Consider the following 18326-nt stretch of genomic DNA (forward strand, 5'->3'; position numbering starts at 1 on the left):
TCCACCGACGACGGCAGTGCACCGGCGCCACCGCGCTTCGGCTCTTCCACGCGCGGCCAGTAGTCGAGGTCGCGCACGCGGTACGGCAGGTTGGCGAAGTCGGTGCTCAGCGCGGCCGGCGTCGACACGTACAGCACCGACTTGGCGATCGGCCCGAACTCCGCATGGAAGTGCTGCGCCGACTTCACCACCACCAGCTTCTTGGCCGCCAGGTCGATGCCCAGGCCAGTGAACAGGTCGGAGCCGATGACCTGGTTGCGCTTGCTGATGAGCACGATGTCCACGCCGTTCGCGGCCTGCACCCACACGCAGGGGCCCATGGGCGTGTGGTTGCCGGGCACGAGGCCGCGTTGCGAATGCGCTTCCCGCACGGCCTTGACGGTCACGTGCAGGTCGATCGGGTCGCCCGAGGCCGGGCCGCACTTGCCGCCCAGCCGCAGCTCGAAGCTGGCGCCGACGCCCGCGTCGCGGCACAGCTGCACCGCGCCCAGGTCCCAGACGCCGCCGAAGGCCACGTTGCCGATGCCGCGCTCGAGCAGTGCGCGCAGCACGAAGGTGCTGTCGCTGGTGGCGCCGCCGCCGGCGTTGTCGGCGGTGTCGGCAATCACCACCGGGCCGCCTTGCGTGGCCATGGCCCGCTCCAGCGTCTCGTCGATGGAGAGCGAAGGCACGCCGGTCTGGTGGCGCAGCGCCCAGAACTCGCGGCCCAGTTCGTCGGCCAGCCTGGCGGCCAGCGCGGGGTCGTTGTCCGTCACCACCCACAGCTTGGCGCCGGACTCGGGCACGTCGGCCCAGGGGAAGCCATGGCCCAGCGATACCGACAGCACGCCGGGCAGCTTCTCGCAGGCTTCCATGCGGCGCACGAAGCCGGCCATGGGTTCGCGCGTGGTGTGCCACTTGCCCACCATGCGGCAGTCGTGCACGGCGGTGACCGGCTGCACGCGGCCCTGCGCGGTGTCCACCACGATGCGGACCAGCTCCTGCAGGCGGTCCAGCGCGTCGGTGTGCGGATATTCCTTGTAGCAGATGATCACGTCCGACTCGGTCAGCATCTGCTGCGTGAAGTGGCAGTGCAGGTCGAGCGACACGCCGATGGTGACCTTCGGGCCGACGATGGCGCGCACGCGCGAGATCAGGTCGCCTTCGCAGTCGTCGTAGCCGTCGGCCACCATGGCGCCGTGCAGCACCAGGATCACGCCGTCCACCGGGCCGGCCTTGCGCAGGTCGTGCAGGATCTCGTCGCGCAGGCTTTCGTACACGGGGCGCACGGTGCGCCCCAGCGGCTGCGCGAAGGCCAGCAGGCTCTCGACCAGCTCGTGGCCTTCGGCCGCCAGTTGCTTGCGCACTTCCACCGCGAACATGCCGTAGCCGGATGCGTCGCGCGTGCTGGAGTCGCCGTGGAAGATGCCGTATTCCTCGAAGCTGCCCAGCCCGGTGGGGGCGGAGACGAAGGTGTTGGTTTCGGTGGCGAAGAGGGTGGTGAAGAACTTCATGCGCGTGGCTCCTGGCGTGCGAGTTGGATGTTGCGGGTGCGCAGGGTGCTCAGCCGCAGTCCCGCGACCCGGCCTTCCTTGCGCTCCACGGTGAGGACCGACTTGCCCATCTGGCCCAGCACCGGGTCGGTCGAGACGAGCGTCATCACGTCGGCCGACAGCGGCGTCAGGGCACAGACGTGCTGGCCGTGGCTGCCGTGCACCGTGAGCAGCAGCCGGCCGCCGTCGAGCGCCACCTGCGCGGTGGCGTCCAGGTCGGGGCTGGTGTAGTCGCCGCACAGCTGTTCTGCCAGCGTGGCGAGCTCGGGCGCGGCCGCTGCAATGCGCTCGAAGCGGCGCGGCTGGCCGCCTTCGTGCAGCACCAGCGTGTCGGGCGCGCGTTGCGGATCGATGTCGCTGGCGTCGAGCACAAGGTCGTTGAGCGGCAGGTCCTGCAGGCCCAGCCACAGCTTGCCTTCGCCTTGGTGCATCGGCCTTGCATCGCCGGCCTGCCACGACATGCAAAGCCTGCCCGAGACATCGGAAAAGCCCATCACGCTGCCGGTGGACGGCTCGTGGTAGTTCTGGCCGACGAGCGCGGGGAAGGCGCTGGCCTGGGGGCGCACTTCAGGCGGCTGCAGCGCGTCGCCCAGCAGCAGCTCCACCACCTTGAGGGCCAGCGGCGACGGCGCCACCGGGGCGCCGTTCACCATGACGATGATGTCCAGCCCGTGGCTGGGCACGCTGAGCATCTGCGACTGGGCGCCGAGCACCGCGCCCGCGTGGTGGACGATCTCCACCCCGCGGTAGGGATGGCGCGCGAGCCCGAAGCCGTAGCTCACCTTCGAGCCCGACGACAGCGTGGTGGGTTCCGACAGCATGGCCCAGCTCTGCGGGCTGCCCACGATCTTCTCGCTGCTGCGCATGTGCGCGAGCCAGCGCAGCATGTCGTCCACCGTCGACACCAGCGAGCCGCCGCCGTCGAGCTCGCACGGGTACAGGCCGCGTTGCCATCCGCCGCGCGGCGACGCGATGTAGAGGCCGGCCAGGCCGGGAACCACGTCGAGATCGGTCGCGACCGATGCGGTGTCGGGCATGCCCAGCGGCCCGAACAGGCGCGCCTTCAGGAAGTCGCCGTAGCTCTGTCCGCTCACGCGCTCGATGATCTTCGCCAGCAGGAAGTAGCCGCCGTTGCTGTAGACCATCTGCGTGCCGGGCTCGAAGTTCAGCTCGCTCTGGCGGACCATCGCGGGCAGCCCCGGGCCGGGCTGCGTGAAGGTGAGGCCGTGCGCCATGGCCCACAGCTCGTCATGGGCGCGCCAGCCGCCAGTGTGGGTCATCAGGTGGCGCAGCGTGGGGCCGTTGGCGCTCAGCCGCGGCATCTCGGGCAGGTGCTTGTGCACCGCGTCGTCGATGTCGAGCAGGCCGTCTTCCGCCAGCAGCAGGATGGCCATTGCCGTGAAGTGCTTGCTGGTGGAGGCGATGCGCATGCGCGTGGCCGGCGTGTTGGCCACGCCCATTTCCAGGCTGGCCATGCCGACGGCGCGGCGGTACAGCAGGCGGCCGTTGCGCGCGATGCCGATGACCATGCCGGGCGCGTCGCTGCGGCTGAAAGGCGCCACCAGTGCGTCGATGGCGGCCAGCGCTGCGGCCTCCGCGGCGGCTGGCGAAGATGGGGTGTCAGGTAATGAAGGCGAGGGTTGTTGTGGCATGGAAGGACGACGAAAGAGGGAGGGAAGAAATAAGAAAGCCGGGCGGGCTCAGGTGGGCCGCGCCGCACGCATCAGGCGTACGAACGGGCCTTCGGTGGCGCGCAGCACCATGGCGCCCATGACGCCGCCGATCAAGGTCGTGGCGACGATGGCCACCGCCAGCCCGTTGGGCACCGACTTGAGGGCGTCCGACAACATGCCGACCACCAGCGGCCCCACCACGCCGAACGGCAGGCCGGCCACGGAGAGCAGCGCGATGGTGCGGGCGCGCAGGTGCGGCGGCGCCGCGTCCTGCAGCACGTTGGGCAGCAGCACCGCGCCGCTGATGAGCGGCACGACCAGCAGCGCCAGCAGCGTGAAGGCGTCGGTCGCCGAGCGCGTGAAGAGCAGCAGCGACGACAGCAGCGCGGCCGTGAGGTTGCCCAGCATGATGATGCGCAGCGCGGCCGCCGGCCCCATGCGGGGCTGCACGTAGCGCATCGCCGCCACGCCCAGCAGGCCGCCGATCACCGTGCCGCACAGAAAGGCGATGCCCATGCCTTGCCCCATCTGCGCCGGGGTGACGCCGTACTGGCGCGCCGCCATGATCGGCAGCCAGGTGCCGATGGAGCTCATGCCGATGCTCGCCAGGCCCGCGCCGATGACCAGGCCCGCGAAGGTGCGCCAGTGCTGGCGCAGGTGGTCGCGGAAGCTGATGGTGCTGATGGCATCGTCAACATCGCCGGCAGCGGCTTGAATGGCGGCGGGTGCGGCTGCGGGCATGGCGCCAGCCGCTGGAGAAGCGGGCTGCGCGCCCCCGCGCCGGGTCCGGCGGATCGACAGCACCAGCAGCGTCACCGGGATGCCGGCGGAGGCCATCACGAAGAAGGTCAGCCGCCATGCCTCCAGCTGCTGCATCGATGCGGGCAGCCAGTGCCGCAGGTCGTCCGTCAGGTGCACCACGGTGCCGCCCAGCAGGGCGCCCAAGGCGCTGCCGAAGATGGCCGAGAGCGCGAACACCGCGTTGGCCAGCACCCGCTGCGCGCGCGGGAACAGGTCGGGGATCATGCTGTTGGTGATCGGGCCGAGGCCCGCTTCGCCCACACCCAGGCCGATGGAGGCGATGAACAGCACGCCGTAGTCCATGGCGGTGCCGCGCATGGCCGTGGCGGCGCTCCACAGCAGCACGCAGGCGGCCAGCACCACGCGCCTGTCGTAGCGGTCGCTGAGCCAGCCCAGCGGCAGCGTGGCGATGCCGGTGAACAGCACGATGCCCGCGCCCTGCAGCAGGCCCAGTTGCGTGTCGGAGAGCGACAGCGCAATGCGCATCGGCTCCGTCAGCAGCGTGAGGATGACCTTGTCGATCGAGCCCAGCACGGTCGCGATGACCAGCACCGCCAGCGCATACCAGGCGCTGGCCGGTGCTTTTCGAGCCGTTCCGGGCGCGGCGGGGCTCGCCGCATCCGGCGGCAACGCGGCCGCCAGCGGATTGATGCTTGACATCTCAGAAGGGAACGTTGACGGCCAGGCCGACGGTGCGTGAAGGCGCCAGTGCCGCCTGCACCAGGTTCGGGTTCGCCGTCAGGCCGGTGTCGATCGACAGGAAGCCGCGCTTGTTCGTCAGGTTGCGCACATAGGCCGAGAGGCTGAAGCGCTGGAAGTCGATGCCCGCCTGCAGGTCGACCAGCGTGTAGGCCGGCATCTTGATGCTCGGAATGGTCGAGCTGCCGGCGTAGCCCGCGTCGCGCTTGCCGGTATAGCGTGCGCTGACGCCGAAGTAGGCCGGGTGCTCGGCAATGCTGAAGTTGCGCGTCACGCCCAGCGTGGTCGCGAAGCGCGGCGTCTGGGGCAGGCGGGTGCCCGCCTTGGCGTCCAGGCCCTTGGCGTCTTCGGTGAGGCGCGCGTCGATGAGCGCGGCGTTGGCTGTGAAGCGCCATTCCTTGCTGGGCTTCCAGGCGAGCGTGAGCTCACCGCCCTTGACGCGGGCGCCGCCGGCGTTGGTGACGAACACGAAGCCGCCGCTCCTGGTGGGCTGCTGCACGTCGCGCCATTCGATGTCGTAGAGCGCGGCTTCCAGCGACAGCTTGCGGTCCAGCAGGTCGGCCTTGTAGCCGAGCTCGTAGCTCCACAGCGAGTCCGACTTGTACATCGGCTGCACGATCCTGCGGTCGGTGTCGGCCTTCAGCACGTTCGGGCCGCCGGGGCGGTAGCCGCTGGCTGTACGGAAGTAGACGTTGCTGGTCTCCGACAGCGTGTACTTGGCCGCGGCGAGGTAGGTGGTGGGGCTTTCCGACGAAGTGCCGCTGGCGTTGGCATCGACCGGCCCGACCAGCGTGCCCGACTGCTTGCTGGCGTAGCGCTGGTTGTTGCGCGCCAGCCGCATGCCGCCGGTGAACGACAGCGCGGGCGTCGCGTTCCAGGTGACGTCGCCATAGAAGGCCTCCTCGCGGTAGCGCGAAGACTGCGTCGACGCGAGGAAGGTCTTGCTGCCCAGCCCGCCGTTGAGGTTCGCGCTGAGGGTGCCGTCGTTGGCGCCGCGTTCGCGGTTCAGGTAGATGCCGGCGAGCCACTCGATGGTGGTGCCGGAGCGCGAGGTCAGGCGGAACTCCTGGCTCACGCGGTGCTGCTCCACGGCGCTGGCCAGCGGCGCCGAGGCGGCCGACAGGCGCAGCGCGGCGAGCGCCGGCGCATAGAGGGCGGTGAGGTCGACGGAGTTGGTGATCTTCACGTCCTGCGCGGAGGTGATCGAGTTCAGGCGCGCCCAGCCGAAGTCGTACTCCACGTCCAGGCCGAACAGCTGCGTCTTGTTGGTGTAGGGCTCGCGGGACGACAGCTGGCGTGTGCGGTCGAGGCCCCACGGGCGAAGGGTGCGCCTGTCGATGTCCTCGAAGCCCAGGCCCTGGCGCTTCACGTCCTGCACGGTGCCCGTCAGGCGCACCGTGAGTTCCCTGGTGGGCGTCAGCAGCACCGAGACCCGGCCGCCGTCGGTATGGCCGCGGTCGACGTTGCGGCCCCGTGCCGGGCCGGACGCGTCATAGCTGCCGCCGAGCTGGTCGGTGAAGGCGGCGAAGCGCACGGCCGCCACGTCTTCCTTCAGCGGCACGTTGAGCACCGCGCCGGTCGTGAAGCCCGGGCCGCCGCCCTGCGTCCACGAGGTGCCGAATTTCACCGAGCCCGCGAACTCCATCGTGTCGGGCTGGTTGGTCACGTACTTGAGCACGCCGCTCATGGCGCCGGCGCCGTACAGCGTGCCTTGCGGGCCGCGCAGCACCTCGATGTGGTTCAGGTCGAGCATGCCCATGTCCAGCGGCGTGAAGCCGGCGAGCGCGCCGGACGAGCTCAGCCCCGTGGCCACGTCGTCCACATACACGCCGACAGTGGCAATGCCCTGCACCGGGCCGGTGGTCAGCCCGCGCATGGTCAGGATGCCGCCCACGCTGCCGCTGCTCGTCATGTTCACGCCCGGCTGCTCGGCCACGTAGTCGGCGAGGTTCTTGGCGCCGGCGCGCTCCAGCGTCTCGGCCTTCATCACGTTGACCTGCATCGGCACCTCGCGCACCGGCTCGCGGCGGCGCGTGGCCGTGACGGTGACGCTGTCGAGCGACTGGGGCTCGTCGGTGGTCGGCTTCGCCACGACGGGCGCGGCGGTGTAGATCACGATCGCGCCGTCGTCGCCGCGGCGCGTGAGCAGCGGCGTGCCTTCGAGAATGCGCGACAGCGCCTCCTGCGGTGGCAGCGCGCCCTTCACGCCGCGCGTGACCATGCCCTTCACGTCGTCGACCTTGTAGAGCAGCTGCACGCCGCCCTGCGCGATGTAGGCGTCGAGCGCCGCCTTCAGGTCGCCGGCACCCACGTCGAAGACCTGCTGCGCCTGGACCTGCGGCTGTGCCTGTGCCATCGCGGGCAGCCCTGTCATCAGTGCGCACGTGCCGCCGATGACCCAGTGGCGGATCGCCACCGGAAGGCCCGCCGGCCTGTTTTTTTTCTGCTGCTTCTTTTTCTTGGAGGGCAGGCTTGCGGCTTGCTCGATTCGGGTCATGGGTGTCGGTCTCCAGTGTGGCTTTGTTCGGTATTCACTGAGACGAATGCCCGGTCACATTCCGGTAATAAGCTAGTTTGAAATTCTTGTTTCGTTGCCGCTTTCCTGCACCGATAGGCCGAAGCCCTGCTTCAGCAATGCCACGAAGCCGCCCATGTTGTTGGCATCGAAGCTGCCGCCGATGCGGATGCGCGCGAGCGCGGGATCGGCGATCACCAGCTTGCGCGTGTTGTAGCGGTTGAACTGCGCGGCCGCGTCGCCCAGCGAGGTCTGGTCGAACACCAGCTTGCCCTTGCGCCAGCTCAATTCGTCGTCGATCTGCTTCGGCGCCTTCGAGATCACCAGCACGTTGTTCGCGCTGGCAACAGCCGCCTGGTTGCGCACGAGCACGGTGGGCTCGCCGCTCTTCGCGCTCTTGTCGGTGCCGCGGTCGCTGCTGGCCGATGCGATCTGCACGCGGCCTTCCTCGACCACCACGTTCACCTGTTCGCCGTCGCGCCGCACCACGAAGCGCGTGCCCAGCACGGTGATGCGGCGGTCGCCGGCGATCACCACGAAGGGGTGCGCCTTGTCGTGCGCGATGTCGAAGTAGGCCTCGCCGTCTTCGAGCCACACCTTGCGTCCGCTGGCATTCACGACAGTGCGCAGGTGGGTGGCGGTGTTCAGCGTGAGCACCGAGCCGTCGGGCAGCGAGACCGACTGGCGCGCGCCCACGGCGGTGGCGTAGTGCTCGCTGCGCCAGTCCTGCGTGTACTTCCAGCCCAGCCAGCTGCAGCCGGCGGCCGCGATCAGCATGCTGGCCGCGATGCGCTGGGTTGAAAAACGCGGCAGCTGAAACGCGCGGTGCCCACGAGCGCCGGGGCGCGCGGGCGCGGTTGCCGGCAGCGGGATGGGAATGACCCCGGGCGCCGCCGCAGCGGCCGCAGGTGCCGCCGGCGTGCGCAGGGCGCCGAGCCGGTCGGCGCGCTCCCAGACGCTGGACAGCCGCAGCCACGCGATGCGGTGCGCGACGGACTCGGCAATCCAGGCGTCGAGCTGCTGCTGGTCGGTGTCGGTCCAGCTGCCGCTGTCGCGGCGCGCCAGCCAGTCGGCGGCTGCGGATTCGATGCGTTCGGCTTCGGTCATGGTGAAAGCTTCTTTTCGTTCTGTGCCCGGCCGAAAGCCTTGGTGTCGAGCTGCACGCCGCTGGAGAGCATGGCGTCTGCCAGCGCGCGCACGCCGCGCGACACCTGCCGCTCGACCGTGTCCTCGGTGATGCCGAGCAAGATGGCGACGTCGCGCTGGGGCAGGCCGTCGATCTTACGCAGCTCCACCACGCGGCGGCACTTGGGCGGCAGGGCGTCGAGCGCCGTCTGCAGCAGCCGCAGCTCGCCGCGGCCCGCGGCATGGCGCTCGGGCGTGAGCTCGTCGGCCGAGAAATCGAGCGCGTCGAGGTCGGCAATGATTTCGATCGACACGATCTGCGCGCGCCGCGCGCGGTCGATCAACAGGTTGCGGGCCGTGGCGAAGACAAAGGGCTTCACCAGTTCGGGCACGGCTTTGGCGGCGGATTCGTAGATGCGCACATAGACATCCTGGCGCAGGTCGGGTACTTCGGCTTCGTCGCGCCAGTTGCGGCGAAGGAAACGCGTGAGCGCCGCCTCCATCGGCAGCACTTCGCTGACGAACCAGTTGTCCAAGTCACTGAGAACCAAAAAAGCGCTCCTGGAAAAATGGCCGGATGGGGATACGGCGCGTCGCCGGGAATGGCGACACACACTGAGACGAACGGCCAGAAGATTTCCGGTAACGCGCGATGCGGCGCGAATTCTAGGAGCACTGAAATGGGGCGCGGCGTTACCGGAAAGCGCGCGCGCGCTCGTCTCATGGGAGTACGAGAAAAAACAGCTCGCTGGAAATACAAAGACATGAATCGAATCGGGAGGCAGAACCCCATCCTTCGCGCCGCAATGGCCAGGCGGCACCTCGCCTTAGGCCTCGGATGCGCACTGATCGGGGGCCTCGCATGGGCCAACGCGCGGGACTTCGACGTCGGCGGCGGCGAACTGCGGCCCGCGCTGGACGTCTACATCGCGCAGTCGGGCGTGCAGCTGATCTACAAGATGGAAGACGTGAAGGGCCTGTCGACGCGCGGCGTCAAGGGCAGGATCGCGCCCGACGCGGCGCTGGAGCGCCTGCTGGACGGCACGCGGCTGCGCATACGGCGGGGGCAGGACGGGGCGATGGTGCTCATCGCGCCGGCGCCCACCGCGGCTGCGGCGGCCGGCGCCGCCGAAAAGAAACAGTGACGGCGTAACTTTCGCGCGGGAGCGACCGAACTACGCTGCATGGGGCGCGGATGCGCAGACATGCCGATGCCGCGTATTCAAGGGTCATCACTCCAAGGATCTGCCATGAACCACCACGGACGCCGTTTCGTTCTCAAGGCCGGCTCATCGACGCTCGGCCTGGCGCTTTTCAATGGCCTTGGCTGGAGCGCCGGCCTGGCGCACGCCGCCGAACCCGGAAAGTTCGCGATCACCCGCACCGATGCCGAGTGGCGCAAGCTCCTCACGCCCAACCAGTACGCCGTGCTGCGCCAGGAAGGCACCGAGCGGCCCTACTCGAGCCCGCTGAACGACGAGCACCGCGAAGGCCGCTTCGCCTGCGCGGGCTGCTCGCTCGAGGCTTTCTCGTCGAAGACAAAGTTCGACAGCAGGACCGGCTGGCCCAGCTTCTGGCAGCCGCTGCCCGATGCCGTCGGCCAGAAGGTCGACACCACCGCCGGCATGACGCGCACCGAGGTGCACTGCAGCCGCTGCGGCGGCCACCTGGGCCATGTGTTCGACGACGGACCCAAGCCGACCGGCCTGCGCTACTGCATGAACGGCGTGGCCATGAAGTTCAACCCGGGCGCTGCGTGATCGCTTGATTGCTCATCGCTTGCTCGCCTGAACGGCCCGCCCCATGCTTCTGTTCGCCGTCGCCTATCTCGGCGGGGTGCTGACCATCCTCAGCCCCTGCATTCTTCCGGTGCTTCCCTTCGTGTTCGCGCGCGGCGACCGGCCTTTTCTCAAGGGCGGCCTGCCGCTGCTGCTCGGCATGGCGCTCACCTTCGCCGGCGTGGCGTCGCTGGCCGCGGTGGGCGGTGGCTGGGCGGTGGAGGCCAACCAGTACGGGCGGATGGCAGCGATCGTGCTGATGGCGCTGTTCGGCGTCACGCTTCTTTTTCCGCAACTGGCGCAACGGCTCGCCCGGCCGCTGGTGAACTGGGGCGAGCGGCTGTCGGCAACGGCCGGCGGCAACGGCAGCGCGGGGCAAGGCGGGCGCTCGTCCTTCGTCGCATCGGTACTGCTGGGCGTGGCCACGGGACTGCTGTGGGCGCCTTGCGCCGGGCCGATCCTCGGCCTGGTGCTGACCGGCGCGGCACTGGGCGGTGCGAGCGCGCAGACCTCGCTGCTTTTGCTGGCCTACGCAGCGGGCGCGGCGACTTCACTGGCGTGTGCGCTGCTGGTCGGCGGGCGCCTGTTCAGGGCCATGAAGAAATCGCTGGGCGCGGGCGAATGGATCCGCCGCGGCATCGGCGCGGCGCTGTTGTGCGGCGTCGCGGCCATCGCCCTGGGGCTGGACACCGGCGTGCTCGCACAACTGTCGGTGTCGGGCACCTCGTCGGTGGAGCAGAGGCTGATCGACAAGGTGCGCCCGAAGAAGCCCGGCCCGCCGGTCGGGACTCAGCCGGTGCCCACGAGCCACCGGCCTGACGACGGGCAAAGCGCCGCCGGCGCGCCGTTCACCAAGACCTGTTCTTCGTCGAGCAGCGAGGCAGCCGAAGGATCGACGTCGAAGGCGATCTGAAGCGCCTTGCCCACGAGCGCGTCTTCGATCGGCAGCTCCCACGTCAGGAACACCAGCGTGCAATCGCGTTCGGGCGGGAAGGCGGCTGCATCGAAACCGTTGCTGCCGCCGCGCGGAATCACGGCATGCGGCTGGCCGGTATCGAAGACCACCGCCGTGCCGCGCACCAGCGGAATTCGAACGTCCGCACAGGGAAAGTGCAGGTCGAGACCCTTGTCTTCGCTCATGAAGAGATTGCAGAAGGCCGCGCCGCCGTATTGCGCGCCGTCGTGGTGATACCGCGCGCCGCGGCAAGCCATGAGCGCGACGTCGCTCGCGGCGAGCACGCCGGGCAGTCCGAGTGCCTCTGTCCAGTCCGTCGCGGCCTGCGCGCATTGCCTGTAGTCCGGCCAGCGCGTGCGTGCGCGCGCCAGCGGCAATTGCTCGACGTCGCCGGGCTCCAGCGCAAGCTGCGTGGAGATCTCGCGCTCCCAGTCCGCGGTCAGGCGCGCGGGAGGCATGGGCACGTCGAGCGTGCCCGTCAGCACCAGGTCGCTCACGCTGCGGCTGCGCATGGCGTCGCCGCTGCGGTAGCAGGCAGTCAGGCGGTCTCGTACGCTGCGTGGCGACTGGGCGGTGGACATCGGGGCAGTGTAGTGACGCCGGCTACTCGCCAACCACCCGCCGCACCGTCAGCAGCGCACTGCGCAAGCTCGGCAGCCCGACGGAGCCCAGCGCCAGCCGCAGCGCATGCGGCACGTGTTTCGACGTGGCGAAGGGCTCGGCCGTCGATACCGAGATGCCTTCGCGCATCAGCGCCGCCGCGACGTGATCGGCGCGCGTTTCCTCGGGCAAGGGCAGCCACACGAAGTACGACGACGGATGGCGCACGAAGCGCATGCCCGCGAGCGTTTCGTCGACGATGGCCTGGCGCACCGCGGCGTCGTGCCGCTTTTCAGATTCGAGCCGCTCGACGGTGCCGTCTTCCAGCCATGCGCAGGCAATGGCCGTTGTCACGCCGGGCGTGCACCAGGTCGTGGCCCGGATGGCGCGTTCGATCTTCGGCACCCAGGCCTGCGGCGCAACGACGAAACCCACGCGCAGCCCGGTCGCCACGTTCTTCGACAGCCCCGAGACGTACACGGTCGATTCGGGCAGCAACGTGGCCAGCGGTGGCGGCGGCATGTCTTGCGGATCGTCGGCCAGGAAGGCGTAGGCCGCGTCCTCGATGACGAGCAGGCCGTGCCTGCGGGCGATGCTTGCCAGCCGGCGCCGGCGGCTCGTGCCCATCACCCAGCCCAGCGGGTTGTGCAGCGTCGGCATCGCATAGATGGCACGCACGCGGCGGCGCGCGCACAGGCGCTCCAGCGCGTCGAGGTCGGGGCCTGCGCCCGATGCCGGGATGGGCGTCAGTTCCAGCCGGTGCGCCTCGGCCAGCACCTTGAAACCGGGATACGTGAGGGCATCGACCGCCACCACGTCGCCGGGCTGCAGCAGCGCCATGGCCGTGACCGCGAGGCCGTGCTGCGCGCCGTCGACCAGCAGCACGCGCGACGGGTCGAGCGCGTCGAGCCCGCGTGACGCGAGATGCCGCGCGACACAGGCGCGCTCGTGCATGCGGCCGCCGTGCGGCGCGTAGCGCAGCATCGCGTCGAGCTCGCCGCCGGCGGCCAGCTGCCGCAGCGCGCCGCGCAGCAGTTCGGCCTGCCCGGGCAGCGAGGGGTAGTTGAAGTTCAGGTCGACCTGGCCTGCCGCCACGGCCTGCTGGTCGATGCCCTTGTCGCGGGGAATGGTCGCTTCGCGCACGAAGGTGCCGCGGCCGACCTCGCCGCTGACCAGGCCCATGGCTTCGAGTTCGGCATAGACGCGCGACGCCGTCACCAGCGCGAGGCCGTGGCGCTCGGCCAGCCGCCGGTGCGTGGGCAGGCGGGTGCCGGGCTTCAACCGGCCCGCGCGTATCTCGGCGGCGAGTTCATCGACCAGTTGCTTGTAGCGGGCTTCGGCCATCGGTGCGATGTATGCATGACAATTTTTTGATTGTATTGATCGTCTTGCCTACGATGGACGAAACCGTTTTCCCGCACACACAAGAACGCCATGCACATCGCCATCCTCACATTCGACGGCTTCAACGAACTCGACTCGCTCATCGCGCTGGGCGTGCTCAACCGGATCAGGAAGCCCGGCTGGCGCGTGACGCTCTGCTGCCCGACGCCGGAGGTCACTTCGATGAACGGCGTCACCGTGCGCGCGCAGTCGCTGCTCGAGGAGGCGCGCTCGGCGCAGGCGGTGGTGGTCGGCAGTGGCGTGCGCACGCGCGAGGTGGTCGAGAGCGCGGAGCTGATGGAGCGCCTGGCGCTGGACCCGGGCCGCCAGCTCATCGCGGCGCAGTGCTCGGGCACCCTGATCCTTGCCAAGCTGGGCCTGCTGGGCAGCGTGCCGGCCTGTACCGACCTGACCACCAAGCCATGGGTGCAGGCGGCCGGCGTCGAAGTGCTGAACCAGCCCTTCTTTGCCAGCGGCAATGTCGCGACGGCGGGCGGCTGCTTCGCCTCGCCCTACCTGGCCGCGTGGATCATCGCCCGCGCCGAGGGGCGGGAGGCCGCCGAGGCGGCGCTGCACTACGTGGCGCCGGTGGGCGAGAAAGAGGCCTACGTGGCCAATGCCTTCAGGTACATCGCGCCGTACCTGCCGGAATGACGACGCGGGCCTTCATTTTTTCGGCACGCTGCCGATAAGCCTCTGGTCGACACACAAAGGACGGAGGAAAACATGGTTGCAGCCATTGGAGCGACGACTCCCGCGAGCGGCGGTGGGAATGACGTGAACGCCCAGATCGCAAGGATCCAGCGGCAGATCACCGACACGCAGAAGAAGATCGCGGAAACGCAGGGCGAATTGATCGAGGCGCCCACTGACGAAGCGCGCAAGGCGATCCAGATGCAGCTCCAGTCGATGGCCGCGCAGGTCCTCATGCTGCAGCAGCAGATCAACATGCTGCGGACCTCGCAGGTCCAGAAGGAGGCGCTGGAATCGGTCTCCAACGCGGTGGACGGCGCCAAGAAGAACGGCGGCATCCGCACCAATGCCGAAGGCGTTCCCATCGGCGGCACGGTGGACGTGCAGGCCTGAGCCCGCCGCTGCCTTCAGCTGCCGCCGCCGGCCTCCCGCTCGGGCCAGCGGTGGCGCGTGCCGCCCGAGCGCCGGTCGGCCTTTTCCATGACCACGCCCTGCGCGCTCAGTTCATTGCCGCGCTGCTCCAGGTGCCGCAGGCACTGGAGAAAGATTTCCAGGTTCGCGGGCGTGATGCCCTCGAGCAGTTCGGTGTTGAGCCCCGCGATGCGCGGGAACAGCTTGCCGTACAGCTGCTCGCCAGAGGCGCTCAGGCGTACGTGAACCTCGCGCCGGTCCTCGGCATCCTGCCGGCGCACCACCAGTTTCTTCTCGACGAGACTGCGCAGCCCGCGCGAGGTACGCACCCGGTCCAGGTGCAGGTGCGCGGCCAGCGCGGACGATGTCATCTCGCCGCGCTGCGCGAGCGTGCCGATCATTCCCCACTCGCGCCGCGTGATGCCGAAGCCGCCCTCGACCATGCGGGTCGCCATGCCGCTGCTGGTGCGCATGGCGCGCGACAACCTGTAGAGCAGCAGGTCGTCCAGGGAGCGCGGCTCGCGCAACGAACCCGCATCGGGAAAGGCTTGCATACGGATGGGTTAAGGGTACTGGGCGTTGTGTGGTCCACCGGCCTCGAAAGCAGGTGATGGATTAGATCAACTGTTTGTTACCTGCGTATAAACCGCTCACAAATTTTCACAAACAGCGATCAGGAACGGCAGGCGATTTTCGCCACGACGGCATCGCGCATGACCGCTCACGACCACCGCTCTCAGGAAACCCCCATGGTTGCATTCTTTTCCAGGCGCAGGCTCTTGGCGTGGGGCCTCGGGCTCGCCGCCTGCATTTCCGTTGCCCAGGTCCAGGCGCAGCAGGCGCTGGACGGCCCCTTGACCCTGGTGGTCGGCTACGCGGCCGGCGGCACCACGGACCGCATCGCGCGCCTGGTTGCGGAGCGGCTGGGCGCCAAGCTCGGCGTGGCCGTGACGGTCGAGAACAAGCCGGGCGAGGGCGGACGGCTCGCGGCCAAGGAAGTGCGGCGCACGCCGGCGGGGCAGAACGTGCTGATGCTCGGCAACCCCGCCGTGATGGTGGTCGCGCCGCTGGTCATCAAGGACGTGGGCTACGACCCCGACAAGGACTTCGTGCCGGTCTCGCAGGTCAGCAGCTACGACTTCGCGCTGGCCGTGGGCCAGAAGCTGCAGCTCGACCGCGCCATGTTCCTGGTCGGCCGGCTCTGGGCGCATCCGGAAGAGGCCGTGTTCGGCGTGCCCGCGACCGGCAGCCTGCCTCACTTCTTCGGCCTGATGGTGGGCGACGCGCTGAGCGTGCAGCCGCAGATCAAGGGTTACGGCGGATCGGCGCCGTTGTCGGCCGACCTGATCGGCGGCACGCTGCCGATCGCCATCGATACGCTGGATTCGCTCTACGCGCAGCACCTGGCCGGCAAGATCCGCATCCTGGCGGTGTCGGGCAAGAAGCGCGCGAGCTTCGCGCCAGCGATTCCGACCTTCCGCGAGGCCGGCATGAAGATCGACGCCGACGGCTGGAACACCTTCTTCGCGCCCAGCACCATGTCACCGGCCAAGGTGCAGCTGGTGGCCGGCGCCATCCGCGAAGCGATGCGCGATCCGGGGCTGCAGAAGGCGGCCGAGGCGGCCTACATCACGCCCGTGGTCAGCTCGACGGCCGAGACCGCGCAGATGCTCAAGGCCTACAGGCAGCAGTGGGAGCCGGTGGTGCGCCGCTCGGGCTTCTCGCCCTGAGGGCGGGCTGTCAGTGCGAAGCGACGTAGACAGATGAGGGCAACGGGTCGGGCAGCGCGAACGCCTTGCGCATGCGCTCCGCTTCTTCGGCGGGGCCGCGTCCGAACATGCGCTTGAATTCGCGGCTGAACTGCGACGCGCTCTCGTAGCCGACTTGCGAACCGGCCACGGCTGCAGTCACCTCGCTGCGGGCCATGATCAGCCGTGCCTGATGCAGCCGCGTCGACTTGAGGTACTGCATGGGCGAAGTGGCCGTGACCGTCTTGAAGTGCGCATGGAACGACTGCGGGCTCATGCCGGCCTCGCCGGCCAGTTGACCGATGTCGAGCGCTTCCGCAAAAGAGGCGTGGATCTTCCGGATGGCTTTCGCGATCTTGCCGAACTGTCCTTGCCGCGTGAGCGCATTGCGCATCGAGGCGCCCTGCTCGCCGGTGAGCACGCGAAAGTAGATCTCGCGCACCAGCGCCGGACCGAGCACCACTGCTTCCAAAGGGACGCGCATGACTTCGAGAAAGCGCAGCACCGACTGAGCGAGCATGGCGTCCATCGGCGTGGACATCAGGCCCCGGGGTGCGGCCTGCGCCGCCAGCCCCTGTTCGTCGAGTTGGAGCATGAGCTCGGCGGCCACGCTGAAGTCGAGCCGGAAATAGATGGCCAGCAAAGGTTCTTCGGCGGTGGCGTCCGTTTCCATCGAGAACGGCACCGGCACCGACACTGCCAGGTAGTGCTGTGCGTCGTACAGATACACCTCGTCGCCGAGAAAGCCGCGCTTGCGGCCCTGGCAGACGATCACGATGCCGGGGTCATACAGCACCGGCGCGCGGCTCAAGGGGCGGTTCGAGCGCAGGAAGCGCACATCGGGCAGGGCGGTGAGGTTGTAGCCTTCCGTCGGCGCGAGGGAGCCGAGCAGTTCGACCATGCGTGCCTGCATGGCCGATGGCGGGAGCGGAGGCGCGGTCATCGTGGGTGGGGGCGGGGTGTTCGATGCGGCCAATTTGCCAGATCGGGCCGCCTCTTTCCAGCGGGCTGGAGTTTCAGGCAAGCAACTCAGCGAGACGGGCATTCCTGTTGCAGGCCCCGTTTCATAGCATGAGGCATCCATTTCTCAAGGAGCCCACATGGCTGCATCTTCCTCCAGGACATTCCTCATCACCGGCGTCAGCTCCGGCTTTGGTGACGCCTTCGCGCGGGCTGCGCTCGCGGACGGCCACGTCGTCGTCGGCACCGTGCGAGGCGAGGCTGCGCGCGGCGCCTTCGAAGCACTCGCCCCCGGCCGCGCCCATGCCGTGATGCTCGACGTGACCGACTTCGACGCCATCGAGCCGGTTGTAGCCGCCGTCATGCAACGGGTCGGGCCTATCGACGTACTCGTGAACAACGCTGGCTACGGCCACGAGGGCACGCTCGAGGAATCCGGCCTCGATGCGATGCGTCGCCAGTTCGACGTCAACGTCTTCGGCGCCGTAGCCATGACCAAGGCCGTCCTGCCGTCAATGCGCGAGCGCCGCAGCGGGCATATCGTCAACATCACTTCGATGGGCGGCTTCATCACGATGCCCGGCATCGCGTATTACTGCGGCAGCAAGTTCGCGCTCGAAGGTATTTCGGAAGTGCTGGCCAAGGAAGTCGCAGGCTTCGGCGTGAAAGTGACCGCGGTTGCGCCAGGCTCCTTTCGCACCGATTGGGCCGGGCGTTCGATGGTGCGCACGGAACGCACGCTGCCCGACTACGACGCGCTGTTCGAACCGATCCGCAAGGCGCGCCAGGAGAAAGACGGCAAGCAGGCGGGCGACCCCGCCAAAGCCGCGCAAGCCTTGCTGCGCATCGTGGCCGACGAGAACCCGCCAGTGCATCTGTTGCTCGGCAGGGACGCGCTCCGGTTGGTACGGGACAAGCTGGCGGTCATGTCGAGCGAGATCGATGCGTGGGAACCGCTGTCGGCCTCGACGGACCACGACTGACGGCTTCGACGAAGCGCTTCTCGATGTGCTGAAGTCCTGGGATCGCGTGGCGCACGAGCCGTCCATTCTCCAAGCCATGCTGTCCATCCTGCCGCACACCGATGTGCAGGAGGCAATAAGCGCTGTGAGGTCGAGCGGAAAGCGGTGCTGCATCGCCAGCAACCAGCAGGCCCTGCGTGCGAGGTTCATGTCGACCGAACTGGGCTATGCGTCGATGTTCGATGGAGAGTTGTACTCATGCGCGCTGGGTGCCGCGAAACCCAGCATGCTCCACTTCTAGCGAGCATTGAAGGCGGTTGGCGCCGATGCAAGCACGACGCTGTTCATCGACGACAGGCTCGAGAATGTGGAAGGAGCCCGCTGGGCAGGGCTGCACGCCTTCCTGTACGACGGGCGAAGTGGAGCCGCCGTGCTGAAGTCCCATCTGCGCAAGTTCGGTGTCCTGGCGCCGCAGTGAGCGCCAGCCTTGA

At 68.8% G+C, this 18326-nt stretch carries 17 protein-coding genes and 2 pseudogenes; 9 read left to right on the forward strand and 10 right to left on the reverse strand.

Annotation, left to right across the window (positions count from 1 at the left end):
- Positions 1–53: 53 nt before the first annotated feature.
- The 6 genes and pseudogenes from QRN67_RS01620 to QRN67_RS01645 form a co-directional block, all read right to left on the reverse strand.
- Positions 54–1493: pseudogene (locus tag QRN67_RS01620) on the reverse strand (M81 family metallopeptidase); the annotation flags it as partial.
- A complete protein-coding gene (locus QRN67_RS01625) occupies positions 1490–3184 on the reverse strand; it encodes a serine hydrolase domain-containing protein (RefSeq protein ID WP_285410031.1) in 1695 nt (564 codons plus the stop codon). The pseudogene QRN67_RS01620 and the gene QRN67_RS01625, both read right to left, overlap by 4 nt.
- A gap of 48 nt (positions 3185–3232) precedes the next feature.
- Entirely contained in the window at positions 3233–4666 is a 1434-nt protein-coding gene (locus QRN67_RS01630; RefSeq protein ID WP_285410032.1) for an MFS transporter, read from the reverse strand.
- A gap of 1 nt (position 4667) precedes the next feature.
- Positions 4668–7202, reverse strand: coding sequence for a TonB-dependent receptor (locus QRN67_RS01635; protein WP_285410033.1), 2535 nt, complete (start codon positions 7200–7202; stop codon positions 4668–4670).
- Positions 7203–7274: 72 nt separating this feature from the next.
- Entirely contained in the window at positions 7275–8327 is a 1053-nt protein-coding gene (locus tag QRN67_RS01640) for a FecR family protein (protein WP_285410035.1), read from the reverse strand.
- The gene (locus tag QRN67_RS01645; RefSeq protein ID WP_234382352.1) at positions 8324–8881 is read right to left on the reverse strand and encodes an RNA polymerase sigma factor; all 558 of its coding nucleotides are present in this window, start codon (positions 8879–8881) and stop codon (positions 8324–8326) included. The genes QRN67_RS01640 and QRN67_RS01645 overlap by 4 nt, the downstream gene beginning before the upstream one ends.
- A 228-nt stretch (positions 8882–9109) precedes the next feature.
- On the opposite strand from QRN67_RS01645, the gene QRN67_RS01650 reads away from it, so the two are divergent.
- The 3 genes and pseudogenes from QRN67_RS01650 to QRN67_RS01660 all read left to right on the forward strand — a co-directional run.
- On the forward strand, positions 9110–9490 hold the full coding sequence (locus QRN67_RS01650; RefSeq protein WP_285410039.1) for an STN domain-containing protein: 381 nt from the start codon (positions 9110–9112) through the stop codon (positions 9488–9490).
- A 105-nt stretch (positions 9491–9595) separates the two neighbouring features.
- Positions 9596–10105 (forward strand): peptide-methionine (R)-S-oxide reductase MsrB, encoded by a 510-nt coding sequence (msrB, locus tag QRN67_RS01655; protein ID WP_285410041.1) that lies wholly within the window; start codon positions 9596–9598, stop codon positions 10103–10105.
- 43 nt (positions 10106–10148) lie between these two features.
- Positions 10149–11030 (forward strand): annotated as a pseudogene (locus tag QRN67_RS01660) (cytochrome c biogenesis CcdA family protein); the annotation flags it as partial.
- On the opposite strand, the gene QRN67_RS01665 reads toward QRN67_RS01660, so the two are convergent.
- Positions 10913–11659 (reverse strand): hypothetical protein, encoded by a 747-nt coding sequence (locus QRN67_RS01665; protein ID WP_285410043.1) that lies wholly within the window; start codon positions 11657–11659, stop codon positions 10913–10915. The pseudogene QRN67_RS01660 and the gene QRN67_RS01665 overlap by 118 nt on opposite strands.
- Positions 11660–11681: 22 nt before the next feature.
- On the reverse strand, positions 11682–13022 hold the full coding sequence (locus tag QRN67_RS01670; protein ID WP_285410044.1) for an aminotransferase-like domain-containing protein: 1341 nt from the start codon (positions 13020–13022) through the stop codon (positions 11682–11684).
- A 90-nt stretch (positions 13023–13112) separates the two neighbouring features.
- On the opposite strand from QRN67_RS01670, the gene QRN67_RS01675 reads away from it, so the two are divergent.
- Positions 13113–13715, forward strand: a complete 603-nt coding sequence (locus QRN67_RS01675) for a DJ-1/PfpI family protein (protein WP_285410046.1) — start codon at positions 13113–13115, stop codon at positions 13713–13715.
- 72 nt (positions 13716–13787) lie between these two features.
- Complete coding sequence (locus tag QRN67_RS01680) at positions 13788–14147, forward strand: FlxA-like family protein (RefSeq protein ID WP_285410047.1); 360 nt, start codon at positions 13788–13790, stop codon at positions 14145–14147.
- A 14-nt stretch (positions 14148–14161) separates the two neighbouring features.
- Here QRN67_RS01680 and QRN67_RS01685 read toward each other — a convergent pair whose 3' ends face one another.
- Positions 14162–14719 carry a MarR family winged helix-turn-helix transcriptional regulator gene (locus QRN67_RS01685; RefSeq protein WP_285410049.1) on the reverse strand — a complete coding sequence of 186 codons (558 nt, stop codon included), beginning with the start codon at positions 14717–14719 and terminating at the stop codon, positions 14162–14164.
- A 195-nt stretch (positions 14720–14914) separates the two neighbouring features.
- On the opposite strand from QRN67_RS01685, the gene QRN67_RS01690 reads away from it, so the two are divergent.
- Positions 14915–15895: a tripartite tricarboxylate transporter substrate-binding protein gene (locus tag QRN67_RS01690; RefSeq protein WP_081267964.1), complete on the forward strand. Its 981-nt coding sequence runs from the start codon at positions 14915–14917 to the stop codon at positions 15893–15895.
- Positions 15896–15905: 10 nt separating this feature from the next.
- Here the strand turns inward: QRN67_RS01690 and QRN67_RS01695 are convergent, their stop codons facing one another.
- Positions 15906–16856 carry an AraC family transcriptional regulator gene (locus QRN67_RS01695; RefSeq protein ID WP_285410051.1) on the reverse strand — a complete coding sequence of 317 codons (951 nt, stop codon included), beginning with the start codon at positions 16854–16856 and terminating at the stop codon, positions 15906–15908.
- A 157-nt stretch (positions 16857–17013) separates the two neighbouring features.
- Here QRN67_RS01695 and QRN67_RS01700 point away from each other — a divergent pair, with 157 nt between their 5' ends.
- The 3 genes from QRN67_RS01700 (at position 17014) to QRN67_RS01710 (ending at position 18313) form a co-directional block, all read left to right on the forward strand.
- On the forward strand, positions 17014–17856 hold the full coding sequence (locus tag QRN67_RS01700) for an oxidoreductase (RefSeq protein ID WP_285410053.1): 843 nt from the start codon (positions 17014–17016) through the stop codon (positions 17854–17856).
- Positions 17857–17932: 76 nt separating this feature from the next.
- Positions 17933–18136, forward strand: coding sequence for an HAD family hydrolase (locus QRN67_RS01705; RefSeq protein WP_285410054.1), 204 nt, complete (start codon positions 17933–17935; stop codon positions 18134–18136).
- A 6-nt stretch (positions 18137–18142) separates the two neighbouring features.
- The gene (locus QRN67_RS01710) at positions 18143–18313 is read left to right on the forward strand and encodes a hypothetical protein (protein WP_285410056.1); all 171 of its coding nucleotides are present in this window, start codon (positions 18143–18145) and stop codon (positions 18311–18313) included.
- Positions 18314–18326 lie beyond the last annotated feature (13 nt).

The sequence above is a fragment of the Variovorax sp. efr-133-TYG-130 genome (assembly GCF_030208835.1).
Classification (GTDB): domain Bacteria; phylum Pseudomonadota; class Gammaproteobacteria; order Burkholderiales; family Burkholderiaceae_C; genus Variovorax.